Annotated in this window: 8 protein-coding genes and 1 pseudogene; 6 read left to right on the forward strand and 3 right to left on the reverse strand. The window is 33.9% G+C overall.

Annotated features, from left to right (window positions below; all coding sequences use genetic code 11):
• The first annotated feature begins 430 nt into the window (after nt 1-430).
• Entirely contained in the window at nt 431-1,426 is a 996-nt protein-coding gene (locus Q0977_RS16775; RefSeq protein ID WP_119415040.1) for a tetratricopeptide repeat protein, read from the forward strand.
• Nucleotides 1,427-1,488: 62 nt separating this feature from the next.
• On the opposite strand, the gene Q0977_RS16780 is transcribed toward Q0977_RS16775, so the two are convergent.
• Both Q0977_RS16780 and Q0977_RS16785 read right to left on the reverse strand, forming a co-directional pair.
• Nucleotides 1,489-2,517: a DUF4179 domain-containing protein gene (locus tag Q0977_RS16780; RefSeq protein WP_299515991.1), complete on the reverse strand. Its 1,029-nt coding sequence runs from the start codon at nt 2,515-2,517 to the stop codon at nt 1,489-1,491.
• On the reverse strand, nt 2,514-3,077 hold the full coding sequence (locus tag Q0977_RS16785) for a sigma-70 family RNA polymerase sigma factor (protein WP_299515993.1): 564 nt from the start codon (nt 3,075-3,077) through the stop codon (nt 2,514-2,516). The genes Q0977_RS16780 and Q0977_RS16785 overlap by 4 nt, the downstream gene beginning before the upstream one ends.
• Before the next feature lie 522 nt (nt 3,078-3,599).
• On the opposite strand from Q0977_RS16785, the gene Q0977_RS16790 reads away from it, so the two are divergent.
• Together Q0977_RS16790 and Q0977_RS16795 are read left to right on the forward strand one after the other, a co-directional pair.
• Entirely contained in the window at nt 3,600-4,109 is a 510-nt protein-coding gene (locus tag Q0977_RS16790; protein ID WP_299515996.1) for a DUF4871 domain-containing protein, read from the forward strand.
• A 176-nt stretch (nt 4,110-4,285) separates the two neighbouring features.
• Entirely contained in the window at nt 4,286-4,684 is a 399-nt protein-coding gene (locus tag Q0977_RS16795) for a hypothetical protein (protein WP_119415036.1), read from the forward strand.
• Between the two features lie 224 nt (nt 4,685-4,908).
• On the opposite strand, the pseudogene Q0977_RS16800 reads toward Q0977_RS16795, so the two are convergent.
• A pseudogene (locus Q0977_RS16800) lies at nt 4,909-8,027 on the reverse strand (MMPL family transporter).
• Nucleotides 8,028-8,174: 147 nt separating this feature from the next.
• Between Q0977_RS16800 and Q0977_RS16805 the strand changes: the two are divergent.
• From Q0977_RS16805 to Q0977_RS16815, 3 genes are all read left to right on the forward strand, one after another.
• Entirely contained in the window at nt 8,175-8,741 is a 567-nt protein-coding gene (locus Q0977_RS16805) for a TetR/AcrR family transcriptional regulator (RefSeq protein WP_299515998.1), read from the forward strand.
• 727 nt (nt 8,742-9,468) lie between these two features.
• On the forward strand, nt 9,469-9,735 hold the full coding sequence (locus tag Q0977_RS16810; protein ID WP_299516000.1) for a hypothetical protein: 267 nt from the start codon (nt 9,469-9,471) through the stop codon (nt 9,733-9,735).
• Nucleotides 9,736-10,195: 460 nt separating this feature from the next.
• On the forward strand, nt 10,196-14,640 hold a 4,445-nt coding region (locus tag Q0977_RS16815), incomplete at its 3' end, for a DNRLRE domain-containing protein (RefSeq protein ID WP_299516002.1).

The raw sequence follows: 14,640 nt of genomic DNA on the forward strand, positions 1-14,640 counted from the left end.
GAGTTGTGCAAAAGAGGGTACGAGTTGTGCAAAAAGGAGTTCGAGTTGTGCAAAAGGAAGTGAGTTGTGCAAAAGGAAGCTTGAGTTGTGCAAAAGAGAATTTGAGTTGTGCAAAAGAGGGTACGAGTTGTGCAAAAAGGAGTTCGAGTTGTGCAAAAGGAAGTGAGTTGTGCAAAAGGAAGCTTGAGTTGTGCAAAAGGGAGTCTGAGTTGCGCAAAAGGAAGTGAGTTGTGCAAAAGGAAGCTTGAGTTGTGCAAAAGGAGTAGCGAGTTGTGCAAAAGAGGTTAACAGTTGTGCAAAAAGAGCAGCCAGTTGTGCAAAAGACTCCAAGTTATGTTCAAGCTATCTCTAGTTTCTCAGCCAAATTCATTTACGAGATATGCTAAAATAAAGTATTCATTTAATCCGGTTTTAAAGGAAGTGCACTTTCATGGATATACAACAAAATCTTAATGAAAAAGGATATACAGAAGCAGCGAAGTTATTACATAAAATAACCAATCAAGAAAATGTGATTTCAAACATCTCTCAATTGATCCATTATTGTGAACAAGCAATCACTAACTGCTCAGATGATATCAGAATTCTACTTGAACAAGTTAAACATCTGTCTATATATGACCAGAATTTCTATCCTATTTTGCTTCGGGATGTGCAAACGATTTTACAAGAGTTGCTAAATCCTCAAATTGATCAAGCGACTATTTTTTTCGAACATGAGGAAATACAAGAAGCCATCTCCATTTATCAAAAAGCTATGAACGGAAATAGCGATGCCCAGCTTGAATTAGGTGAGTTCTATAAATCTTTAGATCATGCCGATTGGGCTTTTGTGTGGTATGAAGTGTCTGCTAAGGCAGGGAATATCGATGCAATTTATTGGGTAGGGAATTTTTATTATGATGGTACGGTTGTAGAAGAAAATTGGGAGAAAACTTTCGAATGTTATAAGGAAGCGGCTTTAAAAGGACATGCAGATGCGATGAATAACTATGCAGATATGTATTTTCGCGGTGAGTACGTTGAAAAGGATGACAAAAAAGCATTCGAATTATTTTCTATTGCGGCTGAACGTGGTGTTGCAGAATCAATGTATACACTCGGTTATATGTATGAAAATGGTGTCGGGGTTGAAAAAGATTTAGCAAAGTCAAACTATTGGTTCACACAATCAGCATTAGCGGGTGATGTATTTGCGGCCAACCGATTAGGAAATGCAGCCTTTCAAAACAATCAGGGAGAGGAAGCCATTCTCTGGTATCAAATAGCTGCTGACAAGCAAGATGTAGATGGTGAATTTAATCTTGGCTTTTGCTACGAATCGGGTATGGGGACACCTATCAATATGAAAAAAGCTAAGTATTGGTATCAAAGAGCAGCACTTCAAGGAGATGCAGAAGCGAAAAAGAAGCTGAAGGAGATATAAAAAAAGGCTAATAATGAAAAGAAGAATCCTATAAAGAATTTTTATGGATTCTTCTACTAAAATTATTTTAAATCAATTGTAACAGGGCTTATTTGTTTTGTTTCTCCTAATTTGCCAGAACCTTTTGAAAAATAAACTTTGGGTGTTAGTATTAATGATTTAGCGTTTGGATTTAGTGAATAAATGGTTACCTTGCGTTTATTAGAAGTACCATTTTCCATACTAACCCCACCATTACTATCAATTTCATAAGTGTTTCCAAGATTATCTTTTACTTCAACCATTTCTATAATAACAAACGGCCACTCTTTTAATATAGAATGATCAACATTAAATTCATACTGTAATACTGCAGTCAATTCTGTTTGTTTTAGTGATTTCATACTTAGAGTAATTCCGTCTTCTTGAATTGATTGGTTAAGTTTTATAGTATTTGCTACTAATTCACTTAAAGTAAATTCAAATTGCCAATTCCCTTCAAACTTTTTATTCGTCTCCATATTCTCAAATAGTGTAGGTTGCCATGAAACTTGTATTTCATCAAGACTTTTGCCTTTAAAATGTGGTGTAACCTTTTCAATTCCAGCATAAGTTGTATCATTTATCTTTCTAATATTAGAAATAGAACCGCTACTGTTAGCTTTTGGAATGTCTAACATGCCATCTACTCGGGGATTATCACCAAGTTCAGCTTCTGTTTGAATGGTATAGGTTAAAATAATATTTGTTCCATCATACACTGCTTTTTCAACAGAAACGTCTATTCCATTACTAGACTGTACTTGTTTCATATCTGTAGCTAATTCTGTATACGTATTAATGTTCGGAACCGAATCATCCTCAAAATATGTTAAAACACTTTGAATGAAAGGAATTTGATTTGCGAGAGCTGGGAGAGACATGAAGCTAACAGTAATTACACTGATTCCAAGTATAACAGCGGTAGCTAAGTACCGAAGTTTGATGGATTTCTTAACTTTACTTTTAGATAATACATGTTCTTTTAAATCCTCTTTCTCTTCAGTTGATAAAGGAATCAGTTCAATTTGATCAATGTCAAAGTCAATCCAATCTCTATATTTTTTCTTCATATAAATCGCTCCCTAAGTATTGGATTTTTAGCTAACTTCTTCTTTCCACGGTATAAGCGATTTTCAACTGCAGAAATGGAAAGATTTAATGATTCAGCGATTTCTTGAGTTGTTAAGTAAAGAAAATATTTCATCATAAAAATCTCACGGTCAATATCTTTTAATGTACTTAGCGCAAGTAATAATGTATTTTTTTCATCCCTTTCTAAAAGAGAAATTTGAACATCTTCTGAAATGGACTGTTCCAAAATAAATTCATCGTTTTTCTCACGTTTTTGCAATTTCTCAAGCTGACGATAACGATCAATTGCTTTATGCTTAGTTATCATTGCAATCCACTTTTTAAAATCTTCGTAATTTCCTTCAAATAAATTTGCATTTTGCCAAACTGTTAAAAATACATCATTAACGCATTCATCTATTGCTTCTTTGCTAATATTAGATAAAATTTTATAACTAATTCCTTTTACTAGGGAAGAATATTCTTCTATGATAAATTCAAGTGCATCTTCTTTTTCTTTCTTTAGTCGATTGATAAAGTTTTTTGAATTACACTTCATTTGCATTCTCCTTCATTTTTTTGAAAAGCTTTTCACTAACTATATCGAAATGTAAAAGAGAAAACTCTCATTTATATTAAAAAATAACCCATCCTTGAGTTGAGAGCTCTCGCGGATGGGGGATTCTTATGTCACCTAATGGAAGCCAAATATGATTGACCGCTTGATGCACTAACATCGGCGGTGTTTTGATACTATTTATTTTTAGCTTACGTGAATATTTTTATTATTACAATATTTAACTATATTGCATGTGCAAAAATGAAGGGCTTCTGCTAAGAATTCATCAACATCGTTTACCTCCGAGAGTCTCCACAATTACTTAAAATTGAATCCACGTTTTTAATCTTATAATATTCCTTAATAATTGAAGGGAATTCCAGTTCGATATCGAAATTGTAATGAATGATATAGATATTATGACCATAGGTTAATATTGGAAGAATTATGTTGATAGGAAATCAACATAGTTTAAGTGTGCGGTTATATATGTTAGGAATAAATTTTTGCAAGGGGGCTTATATGAAAAAGATATTGGTGTTTTTATCAGTATTGCTACTATTAGTGGGGTGTTCAGAAAAGGAAACGAAAGAAAAAGAGGCAGTGAGCTCAAATCATTGGCAAGTGAGTCCAACATTCGATATTCCAATTGATTTTGCTGGTAAGAAGGGGAAATATGTTCTTATTGGAAAAGAAGGTAGATTAGGCTTTTTAGTTGGATCGGGCAGTGAAGATGATATTAAGGTGGATCCCATTATTAAAGGAAAACCAAACAAATACATGTGGCATTTTTGGGGAAATGATGATGAATTTGATGGACCTTTGAAAGTAGTAGGGATCAATGAAAAAGGGGAAAAGCATAAAATAATACAAGCTGATAATAGTGTGAATGTAGGCATTAGTCCTTATAATGGTGCAACAACACATGTACCATCAACAATGGAGTTTCCTACAGCTGGGTTATGGAAGCTTGAGGTTTACATTGGTGAAAAATTATTCGGAGATATTGTGGTGAATGTTGAAGAGGGGTAAGTCTTTTAATATGGCTGTTTTCTAAAAGATTGTTGTTTTTAAAATAAATTATAGGAATAAATTTTTTCTACTAGAATTATAAATATACTTAAACTGTAATTAATACCTATTCCAAACTGTTAAAATGTAACTTTTATACGTCTAATTGGTGGTAGAGTGAACGTAGGGGTGGTTCTATGAAAAAATCTTTGTTCTTAATGTTATTAGTAAGTCTATTCATACTTTCTGCTTGTACTAATGGAAAAACGCAATCATTAGAATCGTTTTATAAGGACGCAAAAATTGAAAATGTAGATAAAGTTATTATTCAAGATGGTTCAACTGGTGCTTCTAAAACGATAACGAATCAAGAACAAATCGGTGAATTTCTAACGTTGATTAAAGAAATAGAATTTACGCCACAAGAAAATCAAGAAAAACGTAAAGGTTGGCGATATGGTATTACTCTTTTTGATGGCGAAAAAGAGTTTAAATTTACGCTTAATCAAATTGACAATACCTATTACGATTCAAATCCAGATATTCACCCCATTGTAGATAACTATTACAAACAGTTAGAAATTGTAGAAGAATAAAGCCTTTAATACATCTAAAGACCTCTAATATTGAGGCCTTTTCTTATGCACTTCTTAACTTTTCAACAGTTGTATAATTGGATTTTTGGCACGCTGAAATAAGCATTAGTTCTACACGTTTATCAACGAAAACATAACCATCCAGGATAATTTGAATCAACCATCGCAAAAGCAAAAGAATGGGCAGTCCCGTAAGTTTTCTACTTATGGGGCTGCCCTCATTTCTACGACCTTTTTATCTTTTTAAACCACTTCAAATTCCGAACACTACTCACAATCGATAATAATGATGGGATGAAGATTGGTAGCATGACAAAGCTTAATAGGAATAAGCCGATGATAACGGTTATGGCAATTTCGATTAGTGATATGACACCAGATGGAATGAGCGCTGCAAATGTTCCACCAAGGATAATGGCTGCGGAAATGACGACACTTCCGATATGACGAGCAGCATCGACGATCATTTCTCTTGGATTGCCAACTTGTTCTCTATAGCGCATCATTAAGAAAATACTATAATCCACACCGAGAGCGACAATCATGATAAAGCTAAAGAAAGGAACATTCCAGCCCAATTCATCAACATGTAAAATTTTCATACTTAACAATTCACTCATACCAAGTGCAGTAAAATACGTTAATACTAATGAAGAAATGATTAGGATTGGTTTCAATACTGAACGGGTGATGATGATTAAAATAAGCCCGATTCCAATTAGCATAATCGTTGCAGTTCTTGTGAAATCGCCACTCGCAATTGCTTGAAGGTCAACATTTTGAGATGTTTTTCCAGCAAATGCGATTTTTGAATCACGTAGTTCACCATTTGTTGTGAAACCTTCAACAGCTTTTTCAATATGCTCAACAATGTTCATAGCCTCTTTCGTATATGGATTGACATCGAGGATGATATTCATTTGTGCAATTTTACGATTATCGGACATATACATATTTAATGATTTTTGGAAGTCATCACTTTTTAACACGTCTTCTGGTATATAGAATTTTTCAGATGCATCAGACTTGCTTAAATCTTTTAAGTATCCTTGTGCATCATGAAGACCTGAGTTGATGTCTTTCAAACCTTTTGAGCTTTTTGCAAGACCAGATTGAAGAGCTTTCATTTGTTTGGCTAAATCATTAAGGCCTGTTAACAGCTGCTTTTGACCATTATTAATATTCGTTAAGCCAGATTCGAGTGCAGGTGTTTGACTTGCAATTTTGCTTGATCCATCTGCTGCCGATTGTAAACCATTTTTTAAAGCTGTTGAACCTGCATATAACTTGTTAACACCTGTTTGGAGTTGGGAGAAACCACTGTTTACTTGTGCTAAAGAGCTATTTGCTTTTTTGAATGACTGCATCGCACTATTATACTGTGGGGTCATCGCATTTAGCTTTTCAGAAAGTTGAGCGAGTTGTTTCTTGCCAGTAGAAGCTATTTTAAGCGTTGTTAGTACGTTCACATCATTGGCAAGCTCGGGTTTCGATTTGATCAAAGCCTGCATGGAGGCTTCAATTTGTTCGTATCCTTGTTTTGTACCATTTATCGCTTGACTCATACTTGCGAAAGAATTGCTATAGGAAGATAAACCTTGTTGTAATGCATTATAGGCATTCATCAGTTGTGGTATCGAATTTCCTAATGTGTTCATGTTTGTTTTAAGAGAGGCGAGACCGTTTTCGAGCTCTTGAGCACCATTTTTACCAGAACGAATGCCGTTTGATAATTGATTCATTGCGTTTCCTAATTTGGAAATCCCTTGTTTAACCTCGTTTGTGCCATTGATTAACGCTTGAACGTTTTCAGTACCGCCACTATTTGTTTGACCAACTTTTTTCTCTGCTGATGATAGGCCTTTATTGATTTGACTTACGCCTTCTTTTGCATCTCCAAGTCCGTTTTGTAAATCGTTTGTTTGTTTTTGAATATATAGGTCTTTAATTTTCTCACCTGTAGGACGTGTAGCAGTCAAAACTTTACTAACACCATCTATATCTTTGATCTGTTCAGCTAATTCATCTAATGCTTGTAGTGATTTAGCGTTATCTAACGCATCAGGTGATTTCAAAACAAGTGTAGTAGGTGAAGAAAACCCTGAAGGAAAATGGTCTTCAATAACATTAATACCTTGTTTAGAAGGGTATTTATCATCGAGTTCTGATAAGTCATCGTAGCTTAATGAATTACTGTATGTGAGTATAAATGGTACACATAAAAGCGCGATAAATAGTAAAACAAGAATAGGTCTCAATACAGATATTTTTGATAAGAAGCCCCACATTTTACTGGTACTATGACCATCAAATTTCTTAATAGGCCAGAACATTGTTTTGCCTAAAAGCACCATGAAAAAAGGGTTTAAAGTCATAAGTACGAGTAAAAGTACAGCAACACCAATTGCTACCGCTGAACTTGCTTGGTAAAGAATAAATTCAGCTAAGATCAGTGCGATAAAACCGATAAATACCGCTAATGCACTAAACAACACAGTACGTCCTGCTGTTTTATAAGTTTCTTTTACTGCATTAAAAACATTGTCCTGTTTGACCAGTTCTTCTTTAAAACGAGTAAATAAAAGAATGTTATAGTCTGTGCCAATCCCAAACAGGATGACGACTAAAAATACTTGCGTAAAGTTCGAGAATGGGTAGTTAAACTGATCAACTAAATGAGCAATAATGCCAAGAGATACTAAATAGGAAATGCCGACCGATAACAGTGAAATAATCGGAACGATAGGGGAACGGAATACAAGTATCAAAACAGCGATGATAAATATAACTGCAATAACTTCAGTTTTCTTAATACCATCTTGAGAAGATTGGATATAATCTTCCATTACTAATTTGTTCCCAGTAAGATACGTATCAATATTGTTGTTTTTGACATAATGCTGAAGATTCTCGGCTACTTCTGAAATTTTTTTATCATTTTGTTCGAGCGATAGTTGCGTTAAAATTGTTGTTCCATCTTTTGAAATGAGCTGTTCTTTCGTTTGTTCATTGTCTAGATGGCTTACGATATTTTGGATATCGAGTTCTTTTTTGTGACTTTGCAACGATTGTATGGCTGTTTCTATTTCTTCTTGTTGTTGCGTTGTCAGTTTTTGATCACTGCCAGAATTGAAGACTACAATGATTGAATATTTTTCGCCATCTTCTCCAGCCATATCTTTTAACATTTCTTCGGCAACAGTGCTCTGTGTACCATCGGGCATTGTGATTTGACCTTTTTCCCTAACGAGCTGATCTAAATTGGGCATCGATAAGACGATTATGGTAGTAACTAAAATCAAAGAAGCAATGATGCCGCCCGCCAATTCATTACTTTCTTCATTGGACCCCCTCTTTCAATCTCTTTTTTACAAAATCGTACATGTGTGTACTTTTGTTTATAAACAAATTATACTTATGTACATAAAACACCACAATATGCAAAAAATGAGAATCTGTCTAATTTTGTACAAATGTAAGGGGTGAACCAATGGCTGGAAAAGCAAAATACAAAAGTGCGATCCGTTCGAAAAAGATGATTCGTTATGCGTATATAGAATTGGCTCTCGAAAAAGAGATAGAGAAAATAACAGTCAAAGATATTGCAGAAAAGGCGGGGATTAGTAGAGGGACATTTTATGCACACTACTCGGATATCTATGCAATTGTTGAAGAAATTGAAAATGAAACAATGGGGAAAATTCTTGAGTTTCTAAATGATTTTAAAGATGAAGATATTATAAAAAATCCGTTACCTTTATTAAAGATGCTATCTGATTTTCTAGAGCAAGACATTGATTTTTATCGTTTAGGCATTAATACGCAGAGGGCACCAAGCTTTATATTTAAATTAAAGGAAATCGTCATTGAAAAAATATTAAGTGATTCGAAAATCCCTAAAGATAGCCAAAAGTCAAAAATGTATGTTTATCGTGTCCATTATCTTATTGGTGGCTTAACGTCTATGTATCAAGATTGGTTAGAAGGAAAATTTGATGGAACTTTGGAGGAACTAACAGAAGCATTCTGCCAGATTACGATGAAGGATTTTAGTTAGGAAGAGATTAAATTTATAGGATTTATCTAATTAGATGATTATAACAAACTACCTCTTTATTTTAAATATTATGATGGAGAAAGCACTAAGAATATATTTTTTACAGGATTCTACTAAAAAGATGATTAAAGGTGAAAAGAATAAAATATGTATTTATAAAAAGAAAAAAAGAATAACAATAATATAGCATCAACATCTATAGATAATGATTAGGTTACTTTATGTATGATTAATAATGTCATTATTACTATTGCAAAGATATATTTCTATATTTAAATAACTTCATTTCCTTATCAGAGAGAACAGGATCGAGATAAGTAGCATCTTAAGAGTATTTTGATGTTGACACGTTATCACTTGAGTAGGAAAGTACGATTAGCCTTACTTCAGCTACTATCAACTTCAAACGATTACATCTGTAACTACTTCTGAAGATAAAAATCAGCTAAAGATGAATCCTACAGTGACGTAACAGCTAACACTACTTAAGTATTCAAAGACTCCTATCTTCCTCGAAAGACGAGAATTTTTTTGATTCTCAAAGTAATGAATCTCTTTACTTATTATCTTTCAATTCTATATTTATTGAAAATTGATTAAAAAGTAAGGGCTATTTCCTTAAAATGAAAATAAATAATAGTTAAATACCCATTTATAGTATTTTTTTTGCTCATGTATAATTATTTTGTAACATTTTTGTTATAAAAGTAATTATTGGAGGAGTAACATGAAACAATATTTAAAAAAATGGCTATCGTTATTTTTAGTCACCATTTTAATTGTTAGTATGATTCCTGAATATGTTGGTTTAGCATACTCAGATTCAAAAGAAGCGGAAGAACAACAGACTGATTCGGAAAAAGAAACTATTTCTACTGACAATTTAAAAGAACTAAAAGATAAACGAACAGCTACAACGAAGACATTTACAGATGAAAAAGGAAACTATTACAAAGAAATTTATGCTGAAAAGGTTCACATTTTAACAGAATAATCAGTATGAAGACATTTCTGAGAATCTAACTTCTACTGGGACAGGGTATGTTACGACTGATACCACTCAACTAGAATCAAAGTTTCCACAATCGATTAAAGATGATCAGAGTATAACGTACAGTAAAGGAAGTCACAAACTCGTTTTTGAGTTAAACTCTGCGACAAAAGATGATGAGAAGATACTCCCATCAACTTCAAGTAAAACCTCTACCAAAGAAAATGAGATCCAATATAAAAATATTTATCCGCAAATCGATTTACGTCATATTACTTTTAATGAGGAAGTAAAAGAAGACTGGATTGTCAATGAATATACAGGTATTCATCAATTTACGTATACGCTAAAAACCGATTTAGATGCAAAGCTTCTATCAGACGGTTCAGTTGGATTTTTCACAAATGATGAGAAAAAAGACAAGATCTTCGTCTTACCTAAACCAATGATGATGGACTCAAATATGAATGAGACTAAAGGAGAAGGCGTCTATTCTGATAAGGTTCAGTATCAATTAACTAAGACAAAAGAAAATACGTATTCTCTAACATTAGATGCAAATGACGATTGGTTAAAATCCAAAAATCGTATTTACCCTGTCTACATTGATCCCTCTGTAACAATCGAAGCATTAGGAGATACATATGTTTCTAGTAAATACCCAACGGCAAACTTCAACAAACAATGGGACGCAGCACAAGGAGAGTATGTTTTACAAACAGGTTACTATGATAGTACATCTGGAACGAACTATCCATTTATCAAATTTAGTATTGTAGGACAATTAAAAGGTGCTACGATTGATAGCGCAGATTTACAAGCATATGTAACGCATGCGTATTATGCTTCTCAAAAAAATGGCTTGTGGGTTGATGAAGTTAAAGGAAAATGGGCAGCTGGCGAATTAACCTGGAATAATAAGCCATCCTCTACTAAAATTACGTCAACATCGGTTGGACGAGATGAATGGGCGCATTTTAACGTAACAGATACAATACAAGCTTGGGTTTCAGGGGAACGTTCCAATTACGGTTTTAAATTCCATACAAATGGGAATGGGAAAACCTATTGGAAAAAAATCACGGCTGCAGAAAGTGCCAAAAAAGCAAAAATTGTCATTGCTTATCACTATGATAAAATGGCAACACCGACAATGACAGCAACTGCCGATGATGCAGCTTCTAAAACTGGTTCAGTAAATGTGAAGTGGAAGTCTGTGTATGGTGCGACTAGTTATGATTTACAAATGTTTGATGGAAAAGGTTATCAAAGTATTTACAAAGGAACTGCAACTAGTTGGAATTCTAAAGGACTAAAAGTTTTTCCGAAAGCACCTTATAGTTCATCTAGTACTTATAGCAGAAGTAAATCAGGTGTTGAATTACCCTTAGATCCAACTGGATTTTACTCCATAAAAGCAGGGACAGCCGTTACATCGAAAGCCTATAAATTCCGAGTAATTCCGCAATATCCTACTGGTAATGGCCCAACATCTTCAACAGTATCAAAAGCTATTCCTGTACCAGCTGGTGAACCTGATTTACCAACTGTAAAAGCTGAAAGCTATCCAGAAACAGATACAGTCAATAAAGGCCGTGGCTGGTTAGATATTAGTTGGAAAAAAGTTACGAATGCTACTGGCTATAAAGTCCGTATTTGGAATGGTGCAAAATATGAAAATTATACAGTAGGTAAAGACACGCTATCTGTTAGTACAAAAGGTAAGAAAATTTGGCCAACTGACGATGAAATCAAGGCGGGGAATACGGATCTTCATCAAGTGGAATTGGATAATTCATCAAGTGTCGGAACGGGTAGCGAACTCCCAATCGATCCAAGTACCACATATGGAAATACATCTAAACGTTATAGTGTTCGTGTTATTGCCATGTCAGCTGCAGGTGATTCACCTTCATCAGATGTTAACTATGGTTATATGCCTTTATACGCACCAAAAGAAGTAAAATTAACTTCAAATGATGATAACTTAGTCCAAAATAAAACAAGTTTTGATGTTGAGTGGAAAGAATCTACTGGTGCAAAATATTACGATGTGGTATTAAATGATGGAAGTAAAGATAAAGTCATTAAGGTTAAAGGAAAGACAAGTATAACAACGGATGCGGAATACGATAACAATAAAAATTATACCGCAAAAGTACAAGCGTATTTTGATGATAACACCACGGCTCCTGAAACAGAAGAAGATAAGATTTTTGGGAAACGAGGGTTGAGTCCTGAAGCATCCTCAAATAGTGTAAAACCAAACCAACATTTAGAACTAATTGGTTTAGAGGACTACTTCACATATGATGAAAATGAATTTGGTAATGCTTCTTCAAATGTTAATGTCACAACAGGAAATATGGCGTTACAATTTACGGATGAATCTCTTTATACCCGAAGTGATTTAGGGTATGACTTTACACGAACGTATAACTCACGTTCAACAGATGTCTCTGTTTTAGGGAAAGGTTGGACATTTGTTGGGAATGAGAGAATATCTGTATTAGAAAATGAAGATATTTTATATACAGACGAAGACGGCACTGTTCATACATTTACAAAAGACGGCAACGAGTATACTTCCCCAAAAGGAATATATGAGAAGCTATCTAGAGTAGATGATGAAACATACACGCTTACTGATCCAAATCAATTTGTCCAAACATTTACACGAGGCAAGAAATCGAATACTTTCTATATCGCTTCTTATAAAGACGAATACCAAAATCAGATTGACTTCATACGAAATGAAGAAGATCAGTTGATTACAGTATCGGAAGCAAAGGGTATTGAAAAACAAGAAAAAATTCATATTGAATATAGCGATGGGAAAATCAGCAAAGTAAAATTCGCAGACCATTGGACAACTTACACATACAATGGTGATTTACTTGTCCAAACCAAAATTGGCAGTGATAGAACGACTAAAACGATTACGGAAAGTTTCGCTTATGATGATAACGGACAGCTTACAAAATATACAGATGGTGAGAATAACCAAACCGTATTTTCATATAAGGAAAATGAGTTAACCATTTTTGACCAACAAGCAGAAGATGAAGAATTATCCATTACGAATACGTATCAATTTAATGATAAGGAAAATGAATTCAAATCGATTGCAACAGATGATTCAGAAACCGTTTATAAACGAGATAAGGAAAAAGGTACGTATGCAATTACACAAGTAACGGAACCTTCTGAAACCAATAATAGTACAACATTCTATGACTTAGATTCACATTATAATATTGTAAAAGTGACTAATCCAGATGGAACGACTATAGAAAATACCTATGACTCAAAAGGAAATGTTTTAACATCTACATCTACTGAAGGTACAGTAAAGAATAGGTATAACGAAAAAAATCAACTTGAAGAAACGGTTGCGGCAAACGGAGAAATCACTTCTAATACTTATTCTGGTCCTTCACTGATAGCTTCAACTGTAAATGATGAAACAACAAAATATGAATATGATTCCTTTGGTCGTGTAACGAAAACAACTTATCCAAATGGCACATTTGATACGACGACATATGATGACGATCAATATACGGTTTCTTTTACAGATAAAGAAGGCAATAATTCGAAAATTGCTTATACTATATACGGACAACAAAAAGAAGTTACAGATGCAGATGGACATACAACAGAATATACCTATCATCCACTATATCAAGATACGCTCGCTTCTGTAACAGACGGAAACAAGCATACGACAGTCTATACGTATGATGACAACAATAATATGACTTCATTAAAAGATGCACTAGGACGTACGAAAGCGTATAGCTATAATGATAACGACCAAGTGACAAAAGTAATAATGCCAGTAAAAATCGCATCAAAGCTTGATATGACATTCGCGTATCAATACGATTTAAACGGTGAATTAAGTAAATCGATTTTACCGTCAGGTATTTCAACTGATTTTAGTTATACTGAAGATGACCAAGTAGATACGGTTCAAGTGACAAATAAGACTGGCGATGTGGTTACTTCAACGCATTATCAATATGATGACTTAGGAAATGTGAGCCAAGTATCTCAAGACGACCAAGTCATAAAAACGTATGGATATAAAGGTGAAACCAATTTACTAGAAACATACGGCATGAAATCATTTTTACAAAGTTATAGATATGACGATGATCAAGAACGCTTAATAGAACGTAAAACTGCTTACGACAATGCTTTTACTGTTAAAGAACAACCAAGTTATAAAAAAGATAGCGATGACGTTGATCATATTAAATATGGTGTAAATGATGAAGTGTTACATGATTATCAATATGATCAAGATACAGCAGAAAACCAAAATACCACAACACTCAATAATGATTTATTAAAACAAGTGGCAAAGTTTAATGATGCCAACTTACTAGCTTCCTTGACATATACAACAAAGGTACAACAACCATTTGAAATTGGATATGACTATACGAATGGTGGTAATATTTTAAAAGAAACTATACAAGGAAAAGCAACAACCTATGAATACGATGGCAATAACCAACTAACAAAAGAAACATTCGCAAATGGCGATGTCAATACGTATCAATACGATGAAGTCGGAAATCGAAAATCAGCACATGTAAATGGAAAAGACTTCACGTTCTCTTATAACGATGCCAATCAAATTGAAAAGAAAAATGATACAGCTTACCAATATGATGCAGATGGTAACCTTCTACAAGATGAACACTTTAAATACACATATAACGAAGCACAGCGCTTAACAAGTGTTCAAACATTAAAAGGCGATGCAGTAGCCTCTTACACATATGACGAAAATGGACTTCGTTTAACCAAAACAGTTGGTGATACAACGCATGAATACTTCTATAATAACGAAGTATTAGACATGGAAGTCGTAAAGAAAAATGATGAAGTTACACA

Source organism: uncultured Rummeliibacillus sp., from assembly GCF_934216135.1.
Classification (GTDB): Bacteria; Bacillota; Bacilli; order Bacillales_A; family Planococcaceae; genus Rummeliibacillus.

Bases quoted from the DNA above. Each gene is read 5' to 3' on its own strand.
- Q0977_RS16790 (WP_299515996.1), top strand. From the start codon at position 3,600: ATGAAAAAGATATTGGTGTTTTTATCAGTATTGCTACTATTAGTGGGG.
- Q0977_RS16795 (WP_119415036.1), top strand. From the start codon at position 4,286: ATGAAAAAATCTTTGTTCTTAATGTTATTAGTAAGTCTATTCATACTT.
- Q0977_RS16810 (WP_299516000.1), top strand. From the start codon at position 9,469: ATGAAACAATATTTAAAAAAATGGCTATCGTTATTTTTAGTCACCATT.
- Q0977_RS16780 (WP_299515991.1), bottom strand. From the start codon at position 2,517: ATGAAGAAAAAATATAGAGATTGGATTGACTTTGACATTGATCAAATT.
- Q0977_RS16785 (WP_299515993.1), bottom strand. From the start codon at position 3,077: ATGAAGTGTAATTCAAAAAACTTTATCAATCGACTAAAGAAAGAAAAA.
- Q0977_RS16775 (WP_119415040.1), top strand. From the start codon at position 431: ATGGATATACAACAAAATCTTAATGAAAAAGGATATACAGAAGCAGCG.
- Q0977_RS16805 (WP_299515998.1), top strand. From the start codon at position 8,175: ATGGCTGGAAAAGCAAAATACAAAAGTGCGATCCGTTCGAAAAAGATG.